Origin of the sequence: Bacillus sp. AFS012607 (genome assembly GCF_002558005.1) — a bacterium.
Taxonomy (GTDB): domain Bacteria; phylum Bacillota; class Bacilli; order Bacillales; family Bacillaceae_G; genus Bacillus_A; species Bacillus_A thuringiensis_S.
Map to the genome: position 1 here is coordinate 56046 of NZ_NTVM01000022.1, position 26124 is coordinate 82169.

A 26124-nucleotide genomic window follows, 5' to 3' on the forward strand; every position below is an offset into this window, starting at 1 on the left:
ATAATAAAAACGTGCATTCGCGAAGAGGAACGCACGCTTTTCTTATTTTATCCCAATGGAAGCGTTTGAAAACGAAACTTGCCCAATTTTCATATATTTTTCATAACGTTTTTCGATTAATTCATCTTTCGAAATCCCGTTTAATTGTTCAAAAGTTTTTCTAATCATTAAATCTATATTTTCTGACTGTTTTGAAAGATTACGGTGAGCTCCACCTTTTGCCTCTGGAATAATTTCATCAATTACACCTAATTCTTTCAAATCTGCTGCTGTAATTTTCATTGCCTCTGCAGCTTCCTTTGCTTTTCCTGCATCTTTCCAAAGAATTGCCGCTGCACCCTCTGGTGTAATAACAGAATAAGTGGAATTTTCTAGCATATGAATGTAATCTCCCACTCCAAGGCCTAGCGCACCGCCACTACCACCTTCACCAATAACGATACAAATAACAGGTACAGTTAAACCTGCCATTTCAAATAAATTGCGGGCGATAGCTTCACTTTGACCACGTTCTTCAGCAGCTTTACCAGGATAAGCCCCTTTCGTATCAATGAAACAAATAATAGGACGATTGAACTTTTCCGCCTGCTTCATTAAGCGTAATGCTTTTCGATATCCTTCTGGATGAGGCATTCCAAAGTTACGGCGAATATTTTCTTTCGTATCTTTTCCGCGCTGATGCCCAATTACAGTTACAGGCATCCCTTTATATTTCGCAATGCCGCCGACAATCGCTGCATCATCGCCAAATAGACGATCTCCATGACATTCGAAAAAATCAGTAAATAAGTGCTCAATATAATCGAGCGTTGTCGGTCGTTCTGCATGACGAGCAATTTGAACACGGTCCCATACTTTCAGATTACCGTATATATCTTCCTCTAAATTTTCTAGCTTGTCTTCCAAAATACGAATCTCCTCACTGAAGTCCATCTGGCTGTTTTTCGTATAGTCTTTCAGTTCACGAATCTTATTTCTTAGCTCAACAACTGGTTTTTCAAATTCTAGCTCTGCCATACAGCCATTCCCCCTCCTTGATGAACTTCTAAAATCTTGCGAAGCGATTCTCTCATATCATCACGATGCACCACCGCATCTAATTGACCATGATCTAGTAAGAATTCTGCCGTTTGGAAATCTTCCGGTAGTTTCTCACGCACCGTTTGTTCAATTACACGTCTACCAGCAAATCCGATAAGTGCACCTGGTTCTGCAAGATTATAATCACCAAGTGAAGCGAAACTCGCTGAAACCCCGCCCGTCGTTGGGTGAGTCATAACAGAAATAAATAATCCTCCTGCATTACTATGCTTTTTCAAAGCTACGCTTGTTTTTGCCATTTGCATTAAACTTAATATCCCTTCTTGCATACGGGCACCACCCGAAGCAGTAAAGATAATAAATGGAACTTGTAAGTCGTACGCCTTTTCAACCGCACGGGCGATTTTTTCTCCTACCACAGAGCCCATGCTCCCCATTCGAAAACGAGAATCCATTACTGCAACAACAACAAGCATGTCATCAATTGTTCCTTCACCAGTTACAACCGCTTCGTTTAATTCAGTCTTCTTACGATCGCTCTCTAGTTTCTCTTCATAACCTGGAAACTCGAGTGGATTTAATGAAACCATTTCTTTGTCATACTCACGGAATGACCCTTCGTCCAATATACTATCAAGACGTTCCCATGCATTCATAGGATGATGATATCCACAATTCACACATACTTTTAAATTTTTTAGAAGTTCTTTCGTATACATGATTTTTTTACATTCCGGACATTTTGTCATAACGCCATCTGGTACATCTTTTCGTACTTGTTCTGAAGGTATTGCAGCGTACTTTTTCTTTTTCACGAATAAATCTCTTAGCACAATTTGACCCCCTTCGTTGAGAGCTAAGGTTAGCGTAAGAAGAAAATGGGGCTAACACCAAAGTTTGATGTTAGCCTTATCTTCTCAATCTGTCTAATAACCTCACTCTTTACGTTTAACTTTAACCGCTAAGCGGTAGAATGTTTGTCATAACGTGTCATGGTCATTTCGACAAATTTTATACATTACGAGTGAAACTGTATATTCTCTACTAATTCATCGTAAATTTTTAGTGCATCATTTTCTTGTTTTTCTTCCAAAGTAGCATAAAGCTTTCTATACATATCGATAGAATTTCTTGAAACTTTACAAGAAAGAGTTGCTACGTAATCATTTACGATCATCCAAATGCGATATAGTAAATAATTATCGACTTGTTCAATAAGTGTTTTAAAGAACGTTTGATGAAGCGTTGGGATTGAGTTTTCATTTCCTTCAAGTACTTGGTGTAATCTACTTAGTACTTTAGAAAACGTTTCTTTCGGTAAATTACATACAATTCGAATCATATCTTTCTCAAGCAATCGTTTCGTTTGTAATAAATCACGAATTGTTTTCTCATCTTGCAGTAAGAACGGAGCAATTAATTGTACAAGGCCGTTATCATAAAAGTTTCGAATAAATGTCCCTTCACCACGTCTCGTTTCAATCAATCCTACCAGTTCTAAAGCACGCAATGCTTCTCTTACAGAGGAACGTCCTACGTTTAAGCGTGAACTTAACTCACGCTCAGACGGCAAACGATCCCCCGCTACCAATCCATCCTCTTCCATAATGGAACGGATTTTTTTTACAATTTCGAGATATACTTTTGTATTTGATGATGTCAATGGAAATTCCTCGCTTATTCTTTACCAATCAGCGCTAATTGTTTTGTTTTTTCAGCGATCTCATTTGGATCTACTTGACGGCGAGCTACTCCTGTTTCCATTGCTGCTTTTGCAACGTAAGCCGCTACTTGAGGCGCTACACGCGCGTCAAATGGTGCCGGAATGATATAATCTGCATTCAACTCATCTTCTGCTACAAGCTCAGCAATAGCCTGTACAGCTGCCATCTTCATTTCTTCGTTAATTTGTGTCGCATGTACGTCAAGTGCACCGCGGAAAATACCAGGGAACGCCAGTACATTATTTACTTGGTTCGGGAAGTCAGAACGACCTGTTCCAACAACAGCTGCGCCCGCTGCTTTTGCCAATTCTGGCATAATTTCTGGAACCGGATTCGCCATTGCAAAAATAATCGCATCGTCATTCATTGTACGAACCATCTCTTCTGTTAATGCACCTTCTGCAGATACACCAATGAATACGTCCGCACCATGTACAACATCAGCTAAAGAACCTTCTATACGATTCTTATTTGTATATTTTGCAACTTCATCCTTCACCGGATTCATACCTGTAGGACGACCATCATAGATTGCCCCTTTACGGTCACACATAATAATGTCGCGTACACCATAGCGATATAAAAGTTTAATAATTGCAATACCTGCTGCACCTGCGCCATTTGCGACAACTTTAATGTCAGACATTTTCTTTCCAACTAATTTCAGTGCATTTACAAGACCTGCTACTGTTACGATAGCTGTTCCGTGTTGATCATCATGGAAGATAGGAATATTTGTTTCTTTTTTCAAACGCTCTTCAATAATGAAGCAGTTTGGTGCTGCGATATCTTCTAAGTTAACGCCGCCAAAAGTTGGCTCCATTAATTTTACAGTTTCAACAATTTTATCTACATCGTTTGTATTTAAGGCAATCGGGAATGCATCTACACCAGCAAAGCTCTTGAATAATACAGCTTTACCTTCCATTACTGGAAGAGATGCTTCAGGTCCAATGTTACCAAGACCAAGTACAGCTGTTCCGTCTGTCACAACTGCTACCATATTTCCCTTCATCGTATATTCATATACCTTACTTTTATCGTCATAAATTTCTTTACAAGGTTCTGCAACCCCTGGAGAATATGCAAGACTTAAATCTTTTGCATTTTCTACTTTTACTTTTGATACAGTTTCTAATTTTCCTTGATGCACTTTATGCATGTGAAGTGCTTCTTCACGAAGTGTTGACAAACTATCCACTCTCCTCAAATTATTCTTGCTGATATCAATTTCTCCAAGTGGTCTGACCACGAACACTACTACTATAATAATCGAAGTGTAGGGAAATTGTCCATTATATTTTCACAACTACATTTTCTTCCCCGACAATTTCACGAAGTGCTCCTAAACATTCTTCACTTGGATGAATCGATAAACTCCGAGATAATTGTACCATTTTATGTTCCTTTTCATAATAAATTAGTACTTTCGCAAAACCTGAATAGTCGAACAATATTTTCGTAACCTGATTTAAAAGCTTTTTCTCATACTGAGACGGCAATTTCACGTAAACAGATGCGTCTTTCTTTTCTTCATAAACATCCATTTCCTCTAGCGGATATAGACCATTTACAATCCATTGCAGCTTATGATTTCTTAGCTCAATCGTACCGTCAACTAAAACAATTGCTCCTTCTTGTAACTTGTCCGAGAAATGTATATACGTTTCCGGGAAGAGGACTGCTTCCATTTCATCATTTTGATCACAGAATGTAATAAATGCCATCTTTTGAAACTTTTTCGTACGAATCACTCTCACACTTGTTATATACACAATAGCTCTTTGTACTTTTTTCTTGTGTCGCATCGCCTGAGCGAGAGATGGAATTTCTAATTCTTTTGCTAACTTTACATACTGCGCTGTCGGATAACTTGATAAATAAAAGCCAAGTGCTTCCTTCTCTTTATTTAGTTGTTCAATAAAAGATAGCTCTTCTCCTTGTACGTATTTTGATTTTGGAACAGCATCTCCTAAATCACGTGCGAGATTCGCGTACTCTAATGCCCCTTTAATACTTTTCCATAAATTCGTTCTCGAAACACCAAAATCATCAAAACATCCGGACCAGACGAAAGCTTCTAAATTGCGCTCCGTCACAAACTTTGACGGCATACGGAGACAAAATTCAAACAAATCTTCGAACATTTTTTTCTTTCGTTCTTCTAATAATGCCGTTACTGTAGCCATTCCAATATTTCGGATCGAAAGTAAACTGTAACGTATCGCATTCCCTTCTATTTGGAAGTTGTAACCACTTCTCTGAAGAGACGGCGGCAAAACGTGAAAGCCTTTCCGCTTCGTTTCTCGTATATACTGTACAATTTTATCTTCATTTCCAATTGCACTTGATAATAATGCCGTCATAAATTCCAGCGTATAGTTCGCTTTCAAATAGGCAAGCTGATATCCGATCATACTGTAAGCTACAGCGTGACTTCGGTTAAAACCGTAATTCGCAAATCTTACAATTAAATCATAAATTTTCTCAGCAGACGTCTCATCATAACCATTTTGCAAACACCCTTGAACAAAATGCTTACGTTCCTGATCTAAAATATCACGATTTTTTTTACTCACTGCACGGCGCAGTAAATCTGCTTCTCCGAGCGAAAACCCTGCTAACTTCGATGCAATTTGCATAATTTGTTCTTGGTATACAATGACGCCGTATGTTCTTTCTAAAATTGGCTTTAAATCCGGATGTAAATATTCAATTTTTCTTTTTCCATGTTTCGATTCAATAAAGGTTGGTATCTGTTCCATCGGCCCCGGTCTGTATAACGAGTTAACAGCTACGATATCTTCAAACTCATTCGGTTTTAACCCGCGAAGTACATTTCGCATACCACCTGACTCAAGCTGGAATACACCTGTTGTATCCCCTCTCCCTAATAATTGGAACGTCTTTTCATCTTGAAGAGGTAAGTTTCTTATATCGATTTCTTTCCCTGTTTTATTCGCGATAAATTTTATAATATTTTCAAGTAACGTTAAATTACGTAACCCTAAAAAGTCCATCTTAAGCAACCCAAGTTCTTCTAGCGCATCAGCTGGATATTGCGTAACATAAACATCGTTATGTCCTTCTTGAATTGCTACACTGCCTGTTAACGGTTCTTGACTCATAATAACGCCAGCGGCATGAATAGACGTATGACGTGGTAAACCTTCTACACGTTTTGCGATTTCAAACACACGCTCATGCAGAAGATTCCCTTGTATAAACTCACGAAGTGATTGTGATTCTTCATATGCATCTTTTAACGTTATACCGAGCTTTGATGGGATAAGTTTTGAAAATATATCAATATCTCGTGGCGGAAGCCCCATTACGCGGGCAATGTCTCTAATTGCTGCTTTTGCTGCAAGCGTACCAAACGTTACAATTTGCGCAACACGAAGCTGACCGTATTTATCTTTCACATAGCGAATCATCTCATCACGTCTTATGTCTGGAAAATCAATATCAATATCGGGAAGCGTCACACGTTCAGGATTTAAAAACCTTTCAAATAATAGATCGTATTCAATCGGATCAATATCTGTAATTTCTAATACGTATGAGACGAGTGAACCAGCTGCCGATCCACGACCTGGTCCTGTTAAAATATGATTTTCATGTGCATACTTCATAAAATCCCATACGATGAGGAAATAATCACTAAATCCCATACGAGAAATAACATTTAATTCATGATTTAAACGCTTTATATGCACTTCTTTCGGCGCACCATATCGTTTCCGCAAACCTTCTTCACAAACACGACGCAAGTATATATCACTCGTTTCGTTAGACGGAACAGGAAACTTCGGAAGTTGATTTACATGGAACGGTATTTCTACTTGGCAACGCTCTGCAATTTTTATTGTATTTTGGATTGCTTCCGGCGCATGGGAAAATAGTGCTTCCATTTCATCCGATGATTTTAAATAATATTGATCTGTTTTCAGCCTCGGCCTATCTGGATCAGTCATTTTCGTTCCACTTTCAACAGATAGTAAACATTCGTGAACAAGTGCGTCACTTTGATTGATATAACGCACATCGTTTGTTGCAACGACTGGAATATTAACCCTACTAATAAATTCAGGTAGCTTCTCTTGTAAAAGCAACTCATCTTGAATTGCATGATGCTGCAAACTCATATAAAAATGGCCGAACATATTTTGATATGTTCGAGCTACTTCTTCAGCCTGACTCTCATTGTCTTCTAGTAATAATTGCTCAATTTCGCCATCTTTACCTGGTGAAATAGCAATTAATCCTTTCGCATAATGCGCAAGCCACTTCTTAGGGATACCTTCTTTGGACTTTGTCATAATACTGCTAGAAATCTTTAATAAATTTTGGTAGCCTATTTCATTCTCAGCAAGTAATACAAGCGGATAAGACCTTTCTTCTTCTTCACTAAAAATAGAAGCGGTTAATCCAATAACAGGCTGTATACCATGTTTCTTACATGCTTTATAAAACGGAATAACGCCATACATAACATTTTCATCCGTAATAGCCAGCGATGAGAAACCAAGTTCTTTCGCCCTGACTACAAGCTCATCAATTTTACAAGCACTTTTTAATAAACTAAAAACGGTTTGACATTGTAAATGCACAAACTTCACTGTTGTACCCTCTCTTTACCTATTTGACTACTTTTATTATAGGTGATGAGGAAAGCGGAAATCAAAACATACTTCTTATACTTTGTCCATATATATGAAGAAGAAAGGGGAATGACGATGGATGTAAGAGAACATACTTTTTTCTCTCTGCTTATTATTAGTTATTTTATTGCCTTTGGGGTTATACTTGGCGGTTCATTAATTGGTGGATTTGGTGCGTTTCTTATCGGAAAACCAGCTCTAACTTACATTAATCAATTCGCCCAAAATTTAAGAATTTGGGCACTCGTTGCAGCAATCGGCGGAACATTCGATACCTTTTATAGCTTTGAAAGAAGTTTCTTTGGCGGAGATATGAAAGATATCGTAAAACAAATTCTCCTTATTTTTTTCGCAACTGGTGGTATGCAAACAGGTCTCATTATTATTAAATGGCTAACGCAGGAACATGTATGAGAGTACCAAGTGCCAATACAGCAAAAAGATGGTACTTAGTATTAGCTGGTGCTGCTGTTGGAGGCGTGTTGAGCTGGTTTATTTTTTTGTACATATACGGTGTTTTTCAAGAAGAACAAGCTAGTAAAATAGCAGAACAAAGAGAAATTATAGAAAAACAAGAAGCAAAACTCCACGTCCTTCTCGAAGATCAAGAAAAATTGAACACTGAAAATAAACGGCTCTTAACCATTCAAGAGATTAAAATAAAACTTATCAATCGAGAAAAATACGATTTAGACAATCTTACACTCGAAAATATGACTACATCTATCCATAATGATCTCCAGCATCTTTTAACGAAAAACATTCAAAGTATCGCAAAAAATAAAGACCTACTCAAAAAGGTAATCGAAAACAAGACGTACAAACATTACGATCGGCTATACCGTTTTAAAGTCGATACAATATCTTTTGATACAGTGCTTGAAATTAGCATTACTATAGAGAAAGAAAAATAAAGAAGGAGGGCTTTAGCGCCGCTCCTTCTTTTCGTTCTAACATATACTCTCTTATTTACAAATCTCACGTAAATCAGCAAAAAGACGATCCGCTTCTTCCCAAGAAGATGCCTTCGCACCAGAAGCCATCGGGTGTCCTCCGCCGTTATATTGCATTGCTAATTTGTTTATAACTGGTCCTTTTGAACGAAGACGAACACGAATTACGTCGTCTTCCTCTAAAAATAGAACCCACGCCTTTAATCCATCAATATTGCCAAGTGCTCCAACAACACCAGATGCTTCAGAAGAAAGTACATCAAACTCTTCTAATACTTCTTTCGTTAATTTAATGTAAGCTGCTCCTTCTTCTACCATCGTAAAGTTTTGTAAAATATAACCGTTTAAACGAGCAATTTTTTCTTTTGTCTTATACATTTCATTGTATAAATCTGTGAATTTCACACCCATATCAACAAGCTCACTTACGTAACGAAGTGTTTTTGCTGTTGTATTCGGGAATAAGAAACGACCTGTGTCCCCAACAATTCCAGCTAAAATAAGGCGAGCTGCTTCTTTTGTTATTTTTAATCCTTTATCTTTTCCATACGTGTAAAACTCATAAATCATTTCACTTGTAGAACTCGCTGCCGTATCTACCCACGTAATATCTCCATATGGATCTTCATTTGGATGATGATCAATTTTAATTAACATCTTCCCTTTTGTATAGCGTTGATCGTCAACACGTTCTTGATTCGCAGTATCACAAACGATAACAAGCGCATTTTCGTATACACTATCTTCAATATCATCCATTACTCTTAAGTACGCTAACGACGGTTCATTGTACCCAACCGTATAAATATTTTTCTCTGGAAACGATTCTTGTAGAATTGTACCAAGGCCACCCTGTGAACCTAATGCATCTGGGTCCGGACGCACGTGGCGATGAATAATAATTGTATCAAACTCTTTAATTGCTCCTAAAATTTGCTCATGCATATGTATAATCTCCTTTTTAATCAACTTCTTCGCTTTATCCTCCATTATAACGGAAAGTATTTCATACATGCGAACAATTGCTTTATAATAGAAGTTAGAAAGTTTAGATATTTCTTTTTCTTTTCTATTATTTTTCACAAAGCGATGGGAGTGTTCATTATGCCAGTATTAGTCTTCTGTATTATCGTCTCATTTATGTTGTACCTCTTTTACAAAACAAAATACTTTCGTACAAACCGCCCAATGGAAAAAGGTTGGCTCTCAGGAAAATCCGCAATGGCACTCGGTTCATTCGTTTTATTTTTCGGGGTAAACCAATTCTTTTTAGAACTTTCAACCGCTCGTATTATCGTTGGTATTTTATTCGTTCTATTTGGTAGTGCAAGTGTATTTAATGGGTTTCGCCAATACAAACACTTCTTACCATTAGCAGTTAAAGAAGCCGAAGTCTATGAAGCAACATAAAAAAAGCATCAATATTGTGATGCTTTTTTACGACCCTTAACTTTCAAAATCATATATGCAACAAACGCAGATGGTATATTAAATGGGTTACCTTGTACGTGAAAATGTAATTGTTCTTCTCCAAAAGACATTTTTTCATATAGCTCTCGCTGAGATAATCCTGTCTTTTCCTTTTTTTCATGTAAACCTTGTAAATATAAATATTGGATCGGTATCATTACAAGAACGTAAAATAGTGCGATACTACCAAAAAAGAGTACGGCTGACGACATAATGTATACCACCTTCCAGAAATCCATTTTCTTACAATATAATCATAACACAATATATACCAAAATTAAATTACTATTCTGTCTTTTATCGTGTTACTTTTCCACTCCATCCCATACATATTTCACTAAAACTCTCATCTAAAATCATGTCTTTCAAATTTAAAACAACAAAAAAAAATGGAACAAATCAAAACGATTTGTTCCATCTTTTTATTTATCAATTAACTGAACCATAAGTAATGCTTTTCCAACGACATTACCTTCATGATGCACCTCTACATCGACCTTACCAAATTTACGCCCGATTTCTAATACTTTCGGATGAACCGATACAACATTATCAATTTGAACCGGCTTCACGAAATAAATTGTTAAGTTTTCAACAATTAAATCGCTTTTCTTTTGCGCACGAATGACGCGATTTGTCGCTTCTGTCACAATTGTTGCAAATACACCGTACGATAACGTTCCGATTGAATTCGTCATTTGCGGCGTCACCGAAAATTGATATAGATGCTCATTTTTCGCTTCTTTTGGCGTCATAAATTGATTCGTTACGATATCATCAATTGTTTCTCCAACTTGTGGCTGACGTTGAATCATTTGCAGTGCCTGAAGTACATCTTGACGGCTAATGATACCTTGCAGTTTATTTCCTTCCTCAACGACAGGAAGTAATTCAATTCCTTCCCACACCATCATACGTGCCGCAGCTGCGACAGACATTTTACCATTCACTGTAATTGGGTGTTTTGTCATTACTTTATCAATTGGTGTTTCTTTCGCTACACCGATCATGTCTTTTGAAGTTACGATTCCTAGCACTTTTTTATTTTCATCGACAATTGGATATCTTCCGTGCATTGTCTCTTCGTTATATGCATGCCATTGCTGTACTGTATCATGTGGCTTTAAATATAACGTTTCTTCAATTGGTGTTAAAATATCCTCAACAAGTACAATTTCTTTCTTAATCAGTTGATCATAAATCGCACGGTTAATTAACGTTGCGACCGTAAATGTATCGTAGCTACTTGAAATAATCGGCAGCTTTAATTCGTCTGCTAATTTCTTCACATGATCTTCCGTATCAAATCCACCCGTAATTAATACAGCGGCTCCAGTTTCTAGCGCTAATTGATGTGCATTCGTACGGTTACCAATAATGAGTAAATTCCCAGCTTCTGTATAGCGCATCATCGCTTCTAATTTCATAGCTCCGATTACAAATTTATTTAATGTTTTATGTAGTCCTTCTCTGCCTCCAAGTACTTGACCGTCGACAATGTTAACGACTTCTGCATATGTCAGTTTTTCGATATTTTCTTTCTTCTTTTGTTCAATTCGAATTGTTCCGACACGTTCAATTGTACTAACATATCCTTTATTTTCTGCATCTTTAATTGCACGGTAAGCTGTCCCTTCACTTACACTCAAATCTTTCGCAATTTGTCTTACAGAAATTTTATGGCCTACTGGCAGGCTATTAATATGTTCTAAAATTTGGTTATGCTTGGTAGCCAAATGGTTTCACCATACTTTCTTTTCCCTAAATTCTTCATGTGTTGTACTTTCAGTATACTATATTTTCAAAACTGTTACACTCTCTCTTTGCATACCTGTACTATTTTTTTTATAACAAAATGACCCTTACATTCCACCAGTCATTCTATTACAACAATGTAATGCTATTGTCATCTCATTCGATAGTTCGCCCACTTGATTCCCTATACAATGAAGACAAGAAATAAAACAAAGGAGCGTACACATGATGAAAAAATTTTTAGAGGTTGTAGGTGCTATATTTTTAGCTTTCGTAGATGGGAAAAAAGTTGCAATGGAATTGAATGAAACACCTGAACAACCACGTACAAAAAGAAAAGAATCACCAAAACAAATACAAGCATTAAAAGCTGTCCTACACACGTAAAAAACCCTTCACTTTTCTTTTCAAATGAAGGGTTTCTTTTCTATAGTGTAATACTTTCTCCAGCTTCTAATACTTTCCCTGTACAATTTTGTAGCTTTTCTACAAATTGATATGGATCTTGTTCAATAACTGGGAACGTATTGTAATGCATCGGTACAACAGTTTTCGAATTAATCCATTTTGCCGCTAGTACAGCATCTTCTGGTCCCATTGTGAAATTATCACCAATTGGTAAAAATGCTAGATCAACTTTATTTAATTCCCCAATTAACTTCATATCAGAGAATAGTGCAGTATCTCCTGCGTGGTACACTGTTTTCTCTTCTGCTGTAAATAAAATACCTGCTGGCATACCTGTATATGTAATCGTCTTATTTGCTTCATCAATATAACTAGAGCCGTGGAATGCTTGTGTAAACTTCACTTTTCCAAAGTCAAATTCATGTGAACCACCAATATGCATCGGATGTGTATTTACACCTTGCCAACTTAAAAATGTTGCTAGTTCAAATGGCGCTACAACAACTGCATTATTTTTCTTCGCAAGTTCTACTGTATCTCCAACATGATCACCGTGTCCATGCGATAAAAGGATTGCATCCACTTTTACATCTTCAGCTTTTAAATCTGTTTTCGGATTACCTGTTAAAAACGGGTCAATTAAAATAACTTTTCCATTCGCCTCAATTTTCACAACTGAATGTCCATGATAAGATACTTTCATTATTACATTCCTCCCCTATTCACATTCTCACTTTTTATTCTACATGATTTCTCTATTCCCTGTCTTTTCTAACATCTATTTACTTGTCATAACGCTTTCTTCCGAGTTAAAGTTATATTTGTAATTAAATATCTCGGGGGTGCCAATCGATGAATGCTAGATTAGAAAATTTAATGCAATGGCTAAAAGAAAAAAACGTAGAAGCTGCGTTCTTAACTTCTACACCGAACGTCTTCTACATGACGAACTTCCACTGTGAACCGCATGAAAGATTACTTGGTATGTTTGTATTCCAAGAAAAAGAACCTATTTTAATTTGTCCTAAAATGGAAGAAGGTCAAGCACGTAACGCTGGCTGGGCACATGAAATTATCGGATTTACTGATACTGACAGACCATGGGATATGATTGCAAAAGCAATTAAAGACCGCGGCATCAATGCAAATGCAGTTGCAATTGAAAAAGAACATTTAAACGTAGAGCGCTACGAAGAATTAACGAAATTATTCCCAAATGCAGCTTTCAAATCAGCTGAGGAAAAAGTTCGCGAACTTCGTTTAATTAAAGATGAAAAAGAACTTTCTATTTTACGCGAAGCAGCTAAAATGGCGGACTACGCTGTTGAAGTTGGTGTAAATGCAATTAAAGAAAACCGTAGCGAGCTAGAAGTATTAGCAATTATTGAACACGAATTAAAAACAAAAGGCATACATAAAATGTCATTTGATACGATGGTATTAGCGGGTGCAAACTCTGCTCTTCCACACGGTATTCCTGGTGCAAACAAAATGAAGCGCGGTGATTTCGTACTATTTGATTTAGGTGTAATCATTGAAGGTTATTGCTCTGATATTACACGTACAGTAGCATTCGGCGAGATTTCTGAAGAACAAACTCGCATTTACAACACTGTACTTGCTGGACAACTACAAGCAGTTGAAGCATGTAAACCAGGTGTTACACTTGGCGCAATCGACAACGCTGCTCGTTCTGTTATCGCAGATGCAGGTTACGGTGACTTCTTCCCGCACCGCCTTGGTCACGGACTTGGAATTAGCGTACACGAATATCCAGATGTAAAAGCTGGCAACGAGTCTCCATTAAAAGAAGGTATGGTCTTCACAATCGAGCCAGGTATTTACGTACCAAACGTAGGTGGCGTTCGTATTGAAGATGATATTTACATTACAAAAGATGGATCAGAAATTTTAACGAAATTCCCGAAAGAATTACAATTTGTAAAATAATAAAAAGGCAGCGTGAATGCTGCCTTTTTTTATTCCTCTACTATTTCAAATTTCTCTACAATCATTCTTGCTGGATAGCTTTCAAGTATTTGAGAAAACCATACTTTTATTTTATCCCCTGTTTTTAACTGTTTATATGCGTCTTTGTCCTTAAAGCTCAAGACTATATGTGATGGATGCTCTTTATTCATTTGTTGTTCTATATAATGTTGCAACTCTACTTTTGTGTTAAACGTTTTATCATCGACAAAAAATACCGTGTCATTTCTTAATATGATATACCCTTCTTTAGGGACTTCTTTTACCGTTACCTGCTCTACTTGTTTTGTAGTACAAGCTGATAATATGACTAGAAATACACTTAAAAACATAACAATTTTCACATGCCTATTCATTTTTATCTCCTTACTTTAGGCTATTTCAAATTTAACACCATCTTCTCCTCATACTTATCATCCCATTTAATTACAACTTCTATCGGTTCATCTGTAGATAGAGGTGCACAACTTTCACAAGAAGATTTTATTTCAACCCTTGCTCCTTTATGAACTTCTGACGTTTGTGTCATTGTACTAAAGGCTCCATTAATAGCAATCTCTAAGTTTTTAAATTCTGTCTTTCCATCCCCCCCCTTATATTGAAACGTAAACATTCCATCTTCACTGTCATCCTTAATATGCCCTTTATATTGTCCAGTCCAACTTTTGCTCTCGCTAGAAAAATTAACATACGAAATGGAACAGCTTCCTAAAAAGAAAATACTAATAAAAAAGAATAATGCTCTCTTCATAATGCCCCCTCCATTCAAATGCACTTATTTATTGTCTATTTCTTCCTCTTATTATATTATAAAAATACAGAATTTTCTAAAACAGGAGGTTTATATGTTACAACAACAGTTAGAAAAAATTCGTAATAATAATTACATCATAGATAACACACTTCATATTGATTCTTTAAGTTCCAGTATGCTTGAACATATCGGTGTTACTGATAGCTACTTAAGGGACAAACTCATCTACTCTACTTTTTATCATCTCATCAAAAATCGCTACCTTTCACACACACAATTACAGAAACTATTATTAGAAAGCATCGGTGAAAAATATTTATTGTATAAGATTCATTCAGATGATGAAGATGCTGTATTTACTCGTGCATTTACGACCTTATTAATTGCGCTCATTATAGATGCAGATACAACTCATAATTTCTTATCACAGAATGATATTTTAACTGTAAAAGATCAATTAATTCTATATATGAACAATGAACAGGATTTCCGCGGATATGTGCAAGACCACGGCTGGGCACATAGTATCGCACATGCTTCCGATACATTTGAGGCGCTTGTTCATAGTCCTAAACTAGAAACTTTACATTACGAAGAGATATTAAAAACTTTGTTAAACAAAGTTTGTGTCCATTCTATTTACTACAAATATGAAGAAGACGAGCGTCTCGTTTATCCGATTGTCGCAATGCTGCAAAATGGCCTAAAAGAAGAAATACTCATATTAGCCCTTCGTGACTTAGTAGCTCAATTACTGGTCCAAAAACAAGCACTACCTATTGAATCGTACGAGTTTTTATATGGAAATACAAAATCTTTCTTACGTAGCTTATTTTTCAGACTACGCACACTTTCTATATGTGAAGAAACCGAATTCGAAATTGAAAAATTGCTACAAGAGCTTCCAAAATATTATTAAAAAAGAAGGCCACTCAAAAAGTGCCTTCTTCTATTTCACTAATATTTAATTGAAATTTCACGATCCAAACTGAGAAAAGGTGGACAAGAAGCGCAAACGCCATACATGCTCCACTTAAAAAAGTTAGTATAGGATGCGAATACACGTGCCCCAATCCATAGGATATCGCCACGAAAAACATTGTTATGTAAATATAAATTGCTCCATGTATTTGCCTCATATAAACCTCCTTTTCCCATATTATAACATAAATTTTCTGATTATTCACATTAATTACTTGTAATCAATATTTCTCAACTGTTACACCTCTTACAGCAGCCTTAATATACGGTGACCCTTGTAAACTTTGTAAATCCTCTGTTTTTCCTGTTACGACTATACCGTATATTGGTAAGTCTTTTGGTTTGGTGTTTTTTATTTCTTTATCCCGCATTAACGGGCAGTAAGACCTCACATCAAAATTCAGCGGAAGCAAAGAAATTAGGTGGGGGGCGGACTGCCCGTAAAAGCCCGATTGGTGAGGGCTGATAATCAGTGGGGGATGAACCACTCCACTGATTAAAGTTTCACTTTATAGTTTATCCTAAAATATTCTCGATATCCCTCTTTATTTTCACTTAAAGATATTCAAATGCAGCTTTTATAAATTTTTTCATAATAAAAAGCACATCCATTTTGATGCGCTTTTCACATATATTTTAGTAAAATATGAATCATTTTTTTGAAGCAAAAACTCCCACTCCTCTCTCCCCATACTATCGTTATGACTTAGTTGCCATAATAATTGAACGAGGATAGAACTCCAACTTTTCATAAAACGATACAGCTTCATTTCCATACACTACTGTTAATTCAATTTCATCTATCTTCTTCGCTTTAAACCATTCCACTGCACTATTCATTAATTTTAAGCCAAATCCGTTTCTTCGGTATTTTTCATCAACGAATAAAACTTCAATCTTTCCGCTTACACTTTTACTATACGCTATACAAAACCCTAATATATCATCTGTTTCCGCCTCAACTAATAATTCAATTCTATATTCTCCGTAATTTGAATTCTGTTTATAATTTTCAATACGTTCCTCAAATGTCATTCTTGGATAATCACCAGAAAAATGTTTTGATTTATTATTATGATATTCATGTAATTTATTTAAAGGTTCTCTTATTATTTCTATTTCACCGAGAGTGATATATTTATTACTAATTTTCATCCTACAGCATCTCCAATAATATATATTCCAACAAAAAAGAAGATCATTTTACGGTTATAAAATAACAATCTATTATTTCATCGCTTCCTTCACAACATCTTGAATCATAACAACTTCTGTTTTCATATCAATAGACGGTGCTTCTTCATCGATACATTCATACCAAAATGCTAAGTGCTTTTTATCAATTTCATGATGCGAATTTTCGACAAAAATACCACCTTCTCCTTGCACAGAATACCAATATAAGTACTCTTCTCCATCTCTTATTTCCCGGAAAATTGTCTCAACGTACATTTTTTCGTCGTTTAATGTCAAAAGCACTTCTTTCAAATTGTCATTAAGAAGCTGCATCCATTCATCTACTCGATGACTCTTACCAGGCTTAACTTTAAATCTTGTTAATTCTACATTCATTTTTATTCCCCCGTTTTCTTACGTACAAACAAACTATATTCTATTGGATGATAAAAACTTAATTTACTAGCTAATTTTCGCGAAGGAATATTGTCTACATAACAATCCCAGCTCGGTATAATGTCATTTTGCATGCAATGTTCAATGAACCTTGTCGCAACAGCTTGAGCTAATCCTTTCCCTTGATGCGCTTCATGTGTTGCAATATCTATTTCAGCAAAACCATTCCCGTTAAATATTGAGACACATTCAGCTACAATTATCCCATCTTGTTCTATACAAAATCCAAAACCACTGTTCAAAAACGTTTCTTTTGATCCCCAATACTCTTTGTAGTACTCCTCTTTAAATTCACTGCTTCGCTCTATATCTCTTATATCAATACGCTTCACTTCATATGTATTTTTGTTAAAATCTCGTTGTTTCTCTTCAAAGGTTACGCTTTGAAATTTCATTCGCGGGATGTTCCGAAGTACATTACTAAAACGCTCTTCTATCATCATTTCCCATTCTTCGCTCGAAGTGAACAGTGTAAATCTCTTCTCTGTTTTTTCAATAGCCTTTTTGATATACGAAAATAAATCTTCGTTATACTTGTGATCATCCGTATCACCAAATAAATAATAGATACCGTTAGCTGTAATAATTAATCCTGCTGTTAATTGCCCGTTTACAAAAACCTCACCATCTATCATTCGATCACATACGGCATAAGCAAACGTCGTCGTTCTTGTATTACCTTCTAAAACCGGAAGAACTTTTCCATACTCAGCTACAGATAATTTTTTCATAATTGCTCCACCTTAATCGTATCAGCCTCTATATGTTCAAAACAAAGATTTACCGTTCTCTTTAATGCTCTCGTTCTATGAATCGGACATGCTGGAATTAAAATAGAATCATTTGGCTTTAAAACCGCTGTTTCTCCATTTTCAAAATCAATAAGTAATTCTCCCTCTAGCACAATAAATAATTCATCCGAATTAGAATGATAGTGCCAATCATATTCACCAGTAAATACAGCGATTCGTAAGCAATGACTGTTTATATTTGAAACGACGAAGTTTTTATGTTGATTTTGAATGTCCTTTTTTAATTCTATTAAGTTCACAGTTTCCATCTTTCGTCTCATCCTTTCATTAGTCGTTCTTCTGAAAAATTAACTTAATCTCCACCATCACTTGAGCTACTACAATCACTACTACTGTAGTGACCGAATCCACTTGATGTGCTTGAAGTGTATGAAGATTTTTTGCTTCTTTTTCTATCTTTTTTACTTTCATGACTAGGCCATACTGTATCAAAAAATATAACGAATAAGACTAATTCTATTGCAACAAGGATAAATACTAAAATACTCTCAATAATATTAGGAGTTATCTCAAAACTGTAAAACACTCCAAATGAATACATACACAAAATTACATACAGAGCCATACAAATATACCGAAATGATTTCTCTATCGTAATGACTACTTTCTGTGAAAAAGGTATGTTCTGTTCCTGTTTTTTCTTTATGTACTTTTGTCTTTTAGCTTGCTTTTGCTTCCTTTTTTTACTCCCCATTGAATCCCCTCTTTTATTATATAATTCTAAATTATCATAATAAAAATCGATTTACACCAATAAAGTGAAACTTTGATCAGTGGGGGTTTTATTCATCCCCCACCTAACTTCNNTCTTTGCTTCCGCTGAATTTTTGGGTGGGGGTCTTACTGCCCGTTAATGCGGGATAAATAACAATTATTCACATGTTATTTCCCCATATAAAAAAGACCCTCCTTATGAAAAGGAAGGTCTCAAATGTATTTCTATTATGATAAAGCAGGAGCTTTTTCAAGTAGCTCTTTCGCATCAGCGTATTGTAAGCCGTGAGCTTCTGCAACTGCTTCGAATGTTACATATCCATCTAATGTGTTAATACCTTTTAATAATGCAGAGTTGCCTAGGCAAGCATCTTTATAGCCTTTGTTAGCAATTTGTACTGCATATGGTACTGTTACGTTTGTTAATGCAAGAGTTGACGTACGTGGAACCGCACCTGGCATATTAGCAACTGCATAATGAACAACGCCATGTTTTTCGTAAGTTGGGTTGTCATGAGTTGTAATACGATCAGTTGTTTCGAAAATACCACCTTGGTCAATCGCAATATCTACAACGACAGAACCTGGTTCCATTGATTGAATCATTTCTTCAGTTACAAGTTTTGGCGCTTTTGCACCTGGAATTAATACTGCTCCAATAACAAGGTCAGATTCTTTAACAGCTTCTGCAATGTTGTATGGATTAGACATTAACGTTTTTACTTGGTTACCGAAAATGTCATCTAGTTGACGAAGACGTTCTGCACTTAAGTCGATGATTGTTACATCCGCACCTAAACCTACTGCAATCTTAGCTGCGTTTGTACCAGCTTGACCACCGCCGATGATTGTTACTTTGCCGCGTTTTACCCCTGGAACGCCTGCAAGTAAAATACCTTTACCGCCTTTGTTTTTCTCAAGGAATTGTGCACCGATTTGTGCGGACATACGACCAGCTACTTCACTCATAGGTGCAAGTAATGGTAAAGAACGATTGTCTAATTGTACTGTTTCGTATGCGATTGATGCAACTTTGTTATCGATTAATGCTTTCGTTAATTCTGGTTCTGGAGCTAAGTGTAAGTATGTGAATAAAATTAAACCTTCACGGAAATAGCCGTATTCACTTGCTACTGGCTCTTTTACCTTCATAACCATATCTTGATTCCATGCTTCTTCAGCAGTTTCTACAAGTTTCGCACCAGCTTGTACGTATTCTTCATCCGTAAAACCAGATCCTAAACCTGCTCCTTTTTGAACAAAAACTTCATGACCATTTTGTACTAAATGTACTGCTCCCGCTGGCGTCATTGCCACACGGTTTTCATTGTTTTTAATTTCTGTTGGAATACCGATACGCATGATTAGTTCCCCCTTGAGTTATGAAATGACCCCTGAATCATTTTTTAAAGCGCTTTCTACGCTCTTATATTTTAACATAATATCTCAATATTTGACAAAAAATAATACAAGTTTTCCGATAGATTTAATTTTATATTAAAAGACAGTATTATCCGCACCTCTCAGCACAATGGATAAACTGTCCAATTATTTGAAACTTCATCTTATTTTATTCTATCGATGTCTATGAATAACATCCACTGCACCAGTCACTTCAATAATTGTACCGGTAATCATATCGGAATCGTCCTCACATAAAAACGAAATGGTTCTTGCAATATCTTCACCTGTTCCAGATCTACCAATCGGTGTGTTATGCTCTTTCAGCTGACGTGCTTCTTGAATAGTTGCCTCTTTCATATCGCCTATAATATCACCAGGACATACCATGTTCGCAGTAATACCATACTCCGCTTCTTCATAAGCAACTGTTTTCGTTAATGAAACAAGTCCTACTTTGGCCGCTGCAAAAGCTGAACGATAAATCCATCCCGGTGCACTATCCGCCCCTTGAAATCCGTAATTAATAATACGGCCAAAGCTCTGTTTTCTCATGACCGGAACGACAAGTTTTAATAAATGAAATACCGCTGTTAAATTTCCCTGAATCATTTCATTCCATTCATCTTCTTCATAATCAACTAACTTTTTTCGTTCAAATACATATGGACCAGCATTATTAATTAAGAAATCAATTTTGCCAAAACGGCTTATCGCTCCTTCTACCATTTTATGTAAATCTTCCTTTTTCGTGACATCCGCTTGCACGAATTGTAGACGCTCTTCCATATTTTTATATGTTTCTTTCAACTTTTCCATAGCCGTGATATCGCTATGATACGTTACTGTTACTGAATATCCTTTAGCCAATAACTTTTCTGTTACTTGCTTTCCTAAACCTTTCGTACCGGCTGTAATGAGCGCGTGTCTCACAAACATGCCTCCTTTTAAATTGCTATACTTCATATGTAACAAGTTCTCGCTCCAATTACAACTAAAATGAATTGAAACAGAGTTTTCAAAATTCTGTAACGTTTCTGGCAAGCACGTTACCAAAATTTGTTTTATAATTAAGTTGTAAACAGTTATAAAACAGATTGGGAGGAATTTACTATGAATAATACATATACAAATATTTTAATCGCGGTGGATGGTTCTAAAGAAGCAGAAAAAGCCTTTAAAAAAGCAATTCAAGTCGCAAAGCGCAACAATGCAACATTAACAATCGCTCATATCGTTGATGTAAAAGCGTACTCAGCAGTAGAGGCTTATAGCCGTGCAATTGCTGAACGTGCAAATCTATTTGCAGAAGACTTATTAGAAGACTACAAAAAAACTGCGCTTGAAGCTGGTCTTGAAAAAATTGAAACTGTATTAGAATTTGGTAACCCTAAATCTAAAATTTCAAAAGAAATCGCTCCAAACCATAAAGTAGATTTAATTATGTGTGGTGCGACTGGTTTAAATGCTGTTGAACGCTTCCTAATCGGTAGCGTCTCTGAACATATTATTCGCTATGCGAAATGCGATGTCCTTGTTGTTCGTGGTGATGAGGAGCAAGGTGATCTTTAATTTATAGATAAAACACCAAGTCCACATGGGCTTGGTGTTTTTCATTTCACATATTTCACTATAAATACAAGACAAGCCACAATAACAACAGTAATTGCTAATACATAGGGAGGAAGAAACTTCAAAGACCATAATGCCATCATAATCGTCGCAACTGTTAAATACGTTTGCTTTGCATCTTCTGTCATTTTTTTACGAAGTAAGAAGACGTACAAATAGCCAATTGGCGGCGTAATGAAGCAAAGAACATATATGATTTTTGATTTTAAATACCATTTTTGTTCTCCAAGTTTCTTTATATCCCCTTCTATTCTCTTATGATCTTGTTCTCTCGCTTCTTCTACAAGCGGATTTTCCTCTTCTCCTCGCTTTTCTTTCATATAAGGAAGAAAGTGCATAAAAAAATAGTATGCGAATACGAACGCTCCAAATCCAATATTTAATCTTTCTAATGGAATATGCTCACTAAAAAAAGCTGCAGTAAGCACTAAAGACAAACAGTACGTCATCATCCAAAATGAACGTTTTCTCTTTTTCCGTTCCATTTCTTTTTTATCTTGTACATGTTTTCTTTTCGAAAGCCATATTGAAATACAGCAATCTACTAGAAATAGAGAAAAAATAAATATCGCAACGTGTACTGTTTCTACATTTCCAAATGAAAATACGTTTGGGAATGCAACATACAATACAATTAGCGTGTACAAAATTAGCCCTATAAAATAAAGTGAAACTTTAATCAGTGGGGGGTTTTGTTCATCCCCCACTGATTATTAGTTGAACCAATCGGGCTTTTACGGGCAGTTGATCCCCACCTAACTTCTTTGCTCTCGCTAAATTTTGAGGTGGGGGTCTTACTGCCCGTTAATGCGGGATAAATACGTCTCATTTTTCATCCCTTTCTTATTTCCTAACATTACGTTAACATACATTTTTTAGAAATAGACGGACAAAATATATATGTGTAAAAAAGGAGGATGCTATATGGATGATTCTGAACGCATTATTTTAGACGTGAACGGCAAAGAAATTGAAATGCTAGATAAGATTCGCACTCATTTTAAAGAAAAACATGGCGTTGAACTAAGTAATGGTGCATTACTTCGTGATTTGATGGATATTGAGTATATTCGAATTACAGAAGATCGACATAAGTATGATTAAAAGAAAAACGACTGCAGGCGAATGCCATCAGTCGTTTTTTTATTTAAGCTCTTGATGCTTCCCGCCCATACCACCTGGCTCATTACTATCTTGGTGTACAGTTAGTTTATTTGTTTTCTCATCTTTTAAAACTATATATGTATATGATTCATTTGGTTCATCTTTAAACTGCACATTCATACCGTATGAACCAATTTTGCTATAAAAGGCTGGTTTTATGTATGCAATATCACTTTCTTTATATCCTTTATCTTGCAAATGCCACATCGTTGCGATAATCGCTTCTTCTCGCTTTTCTTTTTCACCAACATACATATATTTGTCCAAAAGAAACACTTTAGCATTTGCAATTAAACTAATTACCAGTACAATGATAAACACTATTTTTTTCATAGACTTCCCCTAAATTGTTATTTTTTACTACATTGTAACTTAAATGCTAGTAAAAAATAAAGTACGCCAGACTTTACTAGACTGGCGTACTTCCCAACTCAATTCTTAATAACTTCTTTCGTTAACCCCTTCGCCTTTTCCAAAGCGTTTTTGATTTGTTCAAACCCTGTCCCACCAGCACTATTACGACGCTTTACAGCCTCATATGGTGAAAGAACTTCATACAAACCTTCTTCAAATAAAGGGCTCATTTCTTTATATGTTTCAAGCGGGACATCTAATAAATAAATTCCTTTTTGTGTGCAGTGTAGCACTAACTTCCCTACAATTTCATGAGCTTGACGGAATGGTAGTCCTTTGTTTGCTAAGTAGTCGGCAATTTCTGTTGCGTTGGAGAAATCTTGCGTCACAGCTTGCCCCATTTTTTCTTTGTTTACAGTCATCGTTTCAAGCATGCCCGCCATAATATGAAGGCAACCTTCTACTGTTTTAACTGTATCAAACATTCCTTCTTTATCTTCTTGTAAGTCTTTATTGTAAGCGAGTGGTAATCCTTTCATTACTGTAAGTAAACTGAATAAATTACCGTATACTCTGCCTGTTTTACCACGGATTAGTTCCGCCATATCCGGATTTTTCTTTTGCGGCATAATGCTGCTACCTGTCGCATATTGATCGCTCATTTCAATAAATTGAAACTCTTGGCTACTCCATAAAATAAGTTCCTCACAAAAACGTGATAAGTGCATCATGAGCATAGATGAATTACTTAAAAACTCCAGTATGAAATCACGATCACTTACTGCATCTAAACTATTTTCATAGATTCCATTAAACCCAAGAAGTTCCGCACTATATTCTCGGTCGATCGGGAATGTCGTCCCAGCTAGCGCTCCTGCCCCTAACGGCGAAATGTTAATACGCTTTAACGAATCTTCATAACGATTCACATCACGCTCTAACATCCAAAAATAAGCGAGAATATGATGAGCAAATGAAATCGGCTGAGCACGCTGCAAATGCGTATAGCCCGGCATAATGGTTTCAATATTATTTTCTGCTTGGTGAACAAGAACAGTTTGCAATTGTTTTGTAGCTTTTATAATATGTTCTACCTTTTCTTTTAAATACAAATGCATATCTGTCGCCACTTGATCGTTACGACTTCGGCCTGTATGAAGTTTCCCTCCTACTTCACCGATTTTTTCAATTAACATCTTTTCAATATTTAAATGAATATCTTCAGCTTCAATCGAAAAATGTAATTTATTTTGTTTCGCTTCTTCTAATAAATATTGAAGACCTATCTTTATTTTCTCTGCCTCTTCTTTCGTAACGATGCCTTGCTTTGCTAGCATCGTTACGTGTGCAATACTCCCTTTTATATCTTGATTTACTAATTGTTGATCGAAGGAGATGGATGCTCCAAACTCTTCAACCCACGCTTCCGCTTCTTCCGTAAAACGTCCGCCCCAAAGTTTGCTCACGCTTCCACCTTCTTTTGATTCACTTGGCTGTATACTTTCGTCGGTAAACCAAATAATGAAATAAATCCAACTGCTGCTTCATGATTAAATTCATCTTGAGCAGTATATGTTGCTAATTTTTCATCGTATAAAGAGTATTCAGATTTACGTCCTTCTACAATCGCATGACCTTTAAATAATTTTACACGCACTGTACCTGTTACATTCTTTTGCGTTTCTTGTAAAAATGCATGAAGCGCTTGTTTTAAAGGAGAGAACCATAAACCGTTATAAATAAGTTCTGTTATTTTCTGTTCAATCACTGGTTTAAAATGTGCTACTTCTTTTACGTGTGTTAAATCTTCCAACTCTTTATGTGCAGTGATTAACGTCATTGCTGCTGGGCATTCGTATACTTCACGAGATTTAATACCGACAAGACGATTTTCTACGTGATCGATACGTCCAACGCCATGTTTTCCAGCAAGTGCATTTAACGTTTTAATTAATTCTGCAAGTGAATATGCAGTACCATTCAAAGTCGTCGGTACACCTGCTTCAAATCCGATTTCTACAAACTCTGGTTTATTCGGTGTATCTTCTAATGCTAATGTCATCTCATATGCCTCTTCTGGTGGTGCTGCCCATGGATCTTCTAAAATTCCACATTCGTTGCTGCGTCCCCATAAGTTTTGATCGATTGAAAACGGGCTATCTAAATGAATCGGAATTGGTACATCGTTTTCTTTTGCATATGCAATTTCTTCTTCACGTGACCACTTCCATTCACGTACAGGCGCAATCACTTCTAAGTAAGGATTTAATGCTTGGATAGAAACTTCAAAACGAACTTGGTCATTTCCCTTTCCTGTACATCCATGTGCAACTGCAGTTGCACCTTCTTGTTCTGCGATTTCTACTAATTTCTTCGCAATAAGCGGACGAGATAATGCAGAGACAAGAGGGTATTTCCCTTCGTATAATGTGTGTGCTTGCATCGCCATCAATGCATATTCATTCGCAAATTCTTCTTGGACATCCACCATATATGATTTAATTGCACCAACTGAAAGTGCCTTTTCTTTCACAAACCCTAAGTCTTTTCCTTCCCCTAAATCTAAACAAAGTGCGATAACATCATAATTCTTCTCTTGTAACCATTTAATTGCAACGGAAGTATCAAGACCTCCGGAATATGCTAATACAACTTTTTTCTTCTCCATTTTGCATC

31 protein-coding genes and 1 pseudogene are annotated in these 26124 nt (G+C 36.2%); 8 read left to right on the plus strand and 24 right to left on the minus strand.

Going from position 1 to position 26124, the window contains the following annotated elements; genetic code table 11:
• Positions 1-42: 42 nt before the first annotated feature.
• The 5 genes from accA to dnaE form a co-directional block, all read right to left on the minus strand.
• Positions 43-1017, minus strand: coding sequence for an acetyl-CoA carboxylase carboxyl transferase subunit alpha (gene accA, locus CN409_RS23540; RefSeq protein ID WP_000818789.1), 975 nt, complete (start codon positions 1015-1017; stop codon positions 43-45).
• Entirely contained in the window at positions 1005-1874 is an 870-nt protein-coding gene (accD, locus tag CN409_RS23545; protein ID WP_000942858.1) for an acetyl-CoA carboxylase, carboxyltransferase subunit beta, read from the minus strand. Before accD ends, accA begins: the two co-directional genes overlap by 13 nt.
• 185 nt (positions 1875-2059) lie before the next feature.
• Positions 2060-2704, minus strand: a complete 645-nt coding sequence (locus CN409_RS23550; protein WP_000204446.1) for a FadR/GntR family transcriptional regulator — start codon at positions 2702-2704, stop codon at positions 2060-2062.
• A 14-nt stretch (positions 2705-2718) separates the two neighbouring features.
• Positions 2719-3927 (minus strand): NADP-dependent malic enzyme, encoded by a 1209-nt coding sequence (gene ystJ, locus CN409_RS23555; protein ID WP_161635086.1) that lies wholly within the window; start codon positions 3925-3927, stop codon positions 2719-2721.
• Positions 3928-4060: 133 nt separating this feature from the next.
• Positions 4061-7387, minus strand: coding sequence for a DNA polymerase III subunit alpha (dnaE, locus tag CN409_RS23560; RefSeq protein WP_000673723.1), 3327 nt, complete (start codon positions 7385-7387; stop codon positions 4061-4063).
• Positions 7388-7429: 42 nt separating this feature from the next.
• On the opposite strand from dnaE, the gene CN409_RS23565 reads away from it, so the two are divergent.
• Positions 7430-7843: a YtrH family sporulation protein gene (locus CN409_RS23565; RefSeq protein WP_002005839.1), complete on the plus strand. Its 414-nt coding sequence runs from the start codon at positions 7430-7432 to the stop codon at positions 7841-7843.
• Entirely contained in the window at positions 7840-8343 is a 504-nt protein-coding gene (gene ytrI, locus CN409_RS23570; protein ID WP_001265736.1) for a sporulation membrane protein YtrI, read from the plus strand. The genes CN409_RS23565 and ytrI overlap by 4 nt, the downstream gene beginning before the upstream one ends.
• Positions 8344-8394: 51 nt before the next feature.
• Here the strand turns inward: ytrI and CN409_RS23575 are convergent, their stop codons facing one another.
• Positions 8395-9327 (minus strand): DHH family phosphoesterase, encoded by a 933-nt coding sequence (locus CN409_RS23575; protein ID WP_000545134.1) that lies wholly within the window; start codon positions 9325-9327, stop codon positions 8395-8397.
• Positions 9328-9486: 159 nt separating this feature from the next.
• Between CN409_RS23575 and CN409_RS23580 the strand changes: the two genes are divergently transcribed.
• Complete coding sequence (locus CN409_RS23580; protein WP_001144782.1) at positions 9487-9792, plus strand: YtpI family protein; 306 nt, start codon at positions 9487-9489, stop codon at positions 9790-9792.
• Between the two features lie 8 nt (positions 9793-9800).
• Here the strand turns inward: CN409_RS23580 and CN409_RS23585 are convergent, their stop codons facing one another.
• Positions 9801-10064: a DUF3949 domain-containing protein gene (locus CN409_RS23585; protein WP_141527736.1), complete on the minus strand. Its 264-nt coding sequence runs from the start codon at positions 10062-10064 to the stop codon at positions 9801-9803.
• 210 nt (positions 10065-10274) lie between these two features.
• Positions 10275-11588 carry a CBS domain-containing protein gene (locus tag CN409_RS23590; protein ID WP_000201579.1) on the minus strand — a complete coding sequence of 438 codons (1314 nt, stop codon included), beginning with the start codon at positions 11586-11588 and terminating at the stop codon, positions 10275-10277.
• A gap of 244 nt (positions 11589-11832) precedes the next feature.
• Between CN409_RS23590 and CN409_RS31985 the strand changes: the two genes are divergently transcribed.
• The gene (locus CN409_RS31985) at positions 11833-11994 is read left to right on the plus strand and encodes a hypothetical protein (protein ID WP_000976014.1); all 162 of its coding nucleotides are present in this window, start codon (positions 11833-11835) and stop codon (positions 11992-11994) included.
• Between the two features lie 40 nt (positions 11995-12034).
• Here the strand turns inward: CN409_RS31985 and CN409_RS23600 are convergent, their stop codons facing one another.
• Entirely contained in the window at positions 12035-12718 is a 684-nt protein-coding gene (locus CN409_RS23600; RefSeq protein ID WP_000868923.1) for a metal-dependent hydrolase, read from the minus strand.
• 149 nt (positions 12719-12867) lie between these two features.
• Here CN409_RS23600 and pepQ point away from each other — a divergent pair, with 149 nt between their 5' ends.
• A complete protein-coding gene (gene pepQ / locus CN409_RS23605) occupies positions 12868-13965 on the plus strand; it encodes a Xaa-Pro dipeptidase (RefSeq protein ID WP_000994037.1) in 1098 nt (365 codons plus the stop codon).
• Positions 13966-13994: 29 nt separating this feature from the next.
• Here the strand turns inward: pepQ and CN409_RS23610 are convergent, their stop codons facing one another.
• Together CN409_RS23610 and CN409_RS23615 are read right to left on the minus strand one after the other, a co-directional pair.
• The gene (locus tag CN409_RS23610) at positions 13995-14360 is read right to left on the minus strand and encodes a DUF3221 domain-containing protein (RefSeq protein WP_086390958.1); all 366 of its coding nucleotides are present in this window, start codon (positions 14358-14360) and stop codon (positions 13995-13997) included.
• 20 nt (positions 14361-14380) lie between these two features.
• Entirely contained in the window at positions 14381-14755 is a 375-nt protein-coding gene (locus CN409_RS23615; RefSeq protein ID WP_141527737.1) for a hypothetical protein, read from the minus strand.
• Positions 14756-14849: 94 nt separating this feature from the next.
• Between CN409_RS23615 and CN409_RS23620 the strand changes: the two genes are divergently transcribed.
• Positions 14850-15677 (plus strand): DUF2785 domain-containing protein, encoded by an 828-nt coding sequence (locus CN409_RS23620; RefSeq protein ID WP_097981791.1) that lies wholly within the window; start codon positions 14850-14852, stop codon positions 15675-15677.
• A 13-nt stretch (positions 15678-15690) separates the two neighbouring features.
• Here the strand turns inward: CN409_RS23620 and CN409_RS23625 are convergent, their stop codons facing one another.
• The 9 genes and pseudogenes from CN409_RS23625 to CN409_RS23665 all read right to left on the minus strand — a co-directional run bounded on the left by CN409_RS23625 (position 15691) and on the right by CN409_RS23665 (position 21264).
• Positions 15691-15897, minus strand: a complete 207-nt coding sequence (locus CN409_RS23625) for a hypothetical protein (protein ID WP_001248905.1) — start codon at positions 15895-15897, stop codon at positions 15691-15693.
• A gap of 63 nt (positions 15898-15960) precedes the next feature.
• Positions 15961-16101: pseudogene (locus CN409_RS31530) on the minus strand (anti sigma factor C-terminal domain-containing protein); the annotation flags it as partial.
• Between the two features lie 337 nt (positions 16102-16438).
• On the minus strand, positions 16439-16894 hold the full coding sequence (locus CN409_RS23635) for a GNAT family N-acetyltransferase (RefSeq protein ID WP_000703677.1): 456 nt from the start codon (positions 16892-16894) through the stop codon (positions 16439-16441).
• 72 nt (positions 16895-16966) lie between these two features.
• Entirely contained in the window at positions 16967-17311 is a 345-nt protein-coding gene (locus CN409_RS23640; protein WP_001100204.1) for a DUF6176 family protein, read from the minus strand.
• A gap of 2 nt (positions 17312-17313) precedes the next feature.
• Positions 17314-18102, minus strand: coding sequence for a GNAT family N-acetyltransferase (locus CN409_RS23645; protein WP_097981793.1), 789 nt, complete (start codon positions 18100-18102; stop codon positions 17314-17316).
• Positions 18099-18431, minus strand: coding sequence for a cupin domain-containing protein (locus tag CN409_RS23650; RefSeq protein WP_097981794.1), 333 nt, complete (start codon positions 18429-18431; stop codon positions 18099-18101). The genes CN409_RS23645 and CN409_RS23650 overlap by 4 nt, the downstream gene beginning before the upstream one ends.
• Positions 18432-18475: 44 nt before the next feature.
• On the minus strand, positions 18476-18877 hold the full coding sequence (locus CN409_RS23655; protein WP_016077223.1) for a hypothetical protein: 402 nt from the start codon (positions 18875-18877) through the stop codon (positions 18476-18478).
• A gap of 248 nt (positions 18878-19125) precedes the next feature.
• Complete coding sequence (gene ald, locus CN409_RS23660; RefSeq protein WP_001219401.1) at positions 19126-20259, minus strand: alanine dehydrogenase; 1134 nt, start codon at positions 20257-20259, stop codon at positions 19126-19128.
• Positions 20260-20472: 213 nt separating this feature from the next.
• Positions 20473-21264 (minus strand): SDR family oxidoreductase, encoded by a 792-nt coding sequence (locus CN409_RS23665; protein ID WP_097981806.1) that lies wholly within the window; start codon positions 21262-21264, stop codon positions 20473-20475.
• 147 nt (positions 21265-21411) lie between these two features.
• On the opposite strand from CN409_RS23665, the gene CN409_RS23670 reads away from it, so the two are divergent.
• A complete protein-coding gene (locus CN409_RS23670) occupies positions 21412-21870 on the plus strand; it encodes a universal stress protein (RefSeq protein WP_001066672.1) in 459 nt (152 codons plus the stop codon).
• Positions 21871-21911: 41 nt separating this feature from the next.
• Here CN409_RS23670 and CN409_RS23675 read toward each other — a convergent pair whose 3' ends face one another.
• The gene (locus CN409_RS23675) at positions 21912-22610 is read right to left on the minus strand and encodes a hypothetical protein (RefSeq protein WP_033795308.1); all 699 of its coding nucleotides are present in this window, start codon (positions 22608-22610) and stop codon (positions 21912-21914) included.
• Between the two features lie 244 nt (positions 22611-22854).
• Here CN409_RS23675 and CN409_RS23685 point away from each other — a divergent pair, with 244 nt between their 5' ends.
• Positions 22855-23034, plus strand: coding sequence for a hypothetical protein (locus tag CN409_RS23685; RefSeq protein WP_000342753.1), 180 nt, complete (start codon positions 22855-22857; stop codon positions 23032-23034).
• Between the two features lie 39 nt (positions 23035-23073).
• On the opposite strand, the gene CN409_RS23690 is transcribed toward CN409_RS23685, so the two are convergent.
• From CN409_RS23690 to CN409_RS23700, 3 genes are all read right to left on the minus strand, one after another.
• Positions 23074-23427, minus strand: a complete 354-nt coding sequence (locus CN409_RS23690; RefSeq protein ID WP_097981796.1) for a DUF3139 domain-containing protein — start codon at positions 23425-23427, stop codon at positions 23074-23076.
• Positions 23428-23525: 98 nt separating this feature from the next.
• Positions 23526-24914, minus strand: coding sequence for an argininosuccinate lyase (argH, locus tag CN409_RS23695; protein WP_097981797.1), 1389 nt, complete (start codon positions 24912-24914; stop codon positions 23526-23528).
• Positions 24911-26116 carry an argininosuccinate synthase gene (locus CN409_RS23700; protein ID WP_097981798.1) on the minus strand — a complete coding sequence of 402 codons (1206 nt, stop codon included), beginning with the start codon at positions 26114-26116 and terminating at the stop codon, positions 24911-24913. Before CN409_RS23700 ends, argH begins: the two co-directional genes overlap by 4 nt.
• Between the last annotated feature and the right edge of the window lie 8 nt (positions 26117-26124).

Excerpts from the sequence above, each read along its gene's own strand:
- CN409_RS23615 (WP_141527737.1), bottom strand. The coding sequence starts at position 14,755 with ATGAAGAGAGCATTATTCTTTTTTATTAGTATTTTCTTTTTAGGAAGC.
- CN409_RS23685 (WP_000342753.1), top strand. The coding sequence starts at position 22,855 with ATGGATGATTCTGAACGCATTATTTTAGACGTGAACGGCAAAGAAATT.
- CN409_RS23625 (WP_001248905.1), bottom strand. The coding sequence starts at position 15,897 with ATGAGGCAAATACATGGAGCAATTTATATTTACATAACAATGTTTTTC.
- CN409_RS23645 (WP_097981793.1), bottom strand. The coding sequence starts at position 18,102 with ATGAAAAAATTATCTGTAGCTGAGTATGGAAAAGTTCTTCCGGTTTTA.
- CN409_RS23700 (WP_097981798.1), bottom strand. The coding sequence starts at position 26,116 with ATGGAGAAGAAAAAAGTTGTATTAGCATATTCCGGAGGTCTTGATACT.
- ald (WP_001219401.1), bottom strand. The coding sequence starts at position 20,259 with ATGCGTATCGGTATTCCAACAGAAATTAAAAACAATGAAAACCGTGTG.
- CN409_RS23655 (WP_016077223.1), bottom strand. The coding sequence starts at position 18,877 with ATGGGGAGTAAAAAAAGGAAGCAAAAGCAAGCTAAAAGACAAAAGTAC.
- CN409_RS23585 (WP_141527736.1), bottom strand. The coding sequence starts at position 10,064 with ATGTCGTCAGCCGTACTCTTTTTTGGTAGTATCGCACTATTTTACGTT.
- CN409_RS23690 (WP_097981796.1), bottom strand. The coding sequence starts at position 23,427 with ATGAAAAAAATAGTGTTTATCATTGTACTGGTAATTAGTTTAATTGCA.
- CN409_RS23640 (WP_001100204.1), bottom strand. The coding sequence starts at position 17,311 with ATGAATGTAGAATTAACAAGATTTAAAGTTAAGCCTGGTAAGAGTCAT.
- accA (WP_000818789.1), bottom strand. The coding sequence starts at position 1,017 with ATGGCAGAGCTAGAATTTGAAAAACCAGTTGTTGAGCTAAGAAATAAG.
- CN409_RS31985 (WP_000976014.1), top strand. The coding sequence starts at position 11,833 with ATGATGAAAAAATTTTTAGAGGTTGTAGGTGCTATATTTTTAGCTTTC.
- CN409_RS23610 (WP_086390958.1), bottom strand. The coding sequence starts at position 14,360 with ATGAATAGGCATGTGAAAATTGTTATGTTTTTAAGTGTATTTCTAGTC.
- CN409_RS23620 (WP_097981791.1), top strand. The coding sequence starts at position 14,850 with ATGTTACAACAACAGTTAGAAAAAATTCGTAATAATAATTACATCATA.
- CN409_RS23665 (WP_097981806.1), bottom strand. The coding sequence starts at position 21,264 with ATGAAGTATAGCAATTTAAAAGGAGGCATGTTTGTGAGACACGCGCTC.
- CN409_RS23650 (WP_097981794.1), bottom strand. The coding sequence starts at position 18,431 with ATGGAAACTGTGAACTTAATAGAATTAAAAAAGGACATTCAAAATCAA.
- CN409_RS23635 (WP_000703677.1), bottom strand. The coding sequence starts at position 16,894 with ATGAAAATTAGTAATAAATATATCACTCTCGGTGAAATAGAAATAATA.
- pepQ (WP_000994037.1), top strand. The coding sequence starts at position 12,868 with ATGAATGCTAGATTAGAAAATTTAATGCAATGGCTAAAAGAAAAAAAC.
- CN409_RS23580 (WP_001144782.1), top strand. The coding sequence starts at position 9,487 with ATGCCAGTATTAGTCTTCTGTATTATCGTCTCATTTATGTTGTACCTC.
- CN409_RS23600 (WP_000868923.1), bottom strand. The coding sequence starts at position 12,718 with ATGAAAGTATCTTATCATGGACATTCAGTTGTGAAAATTGAGGCGAAT.
- ystJ (WP_161635086.1), bottom strand. The coding sequence starts at position 3,927 with ATGCATAAAGTGCATCAAGGAAAATTAGAAACTGTATCAAAAGTAAAA.
- CN409_RS23575 (WP_000545134.1), bottom strand. The coding sequence starts at position 9,327 with ATGCATGAGCAAATTTTAGGAGCAATTAAAGAGTTTGATACAATTATT.
- CN409_RS23670 (WP_001066672.1), top strand. The coding sequence starts at position 21,412 with ATGAATAATACATATACAAATATTTTAATCGCGGTGGATGGTTCTAAA.
- ytrI (WP_001265736.1), top strand. The coding sequence starts at position 7,840 with ATGAGAGTACCAAGTGCCAATACAGCAAAAAGATGGTACTTAGTATTA.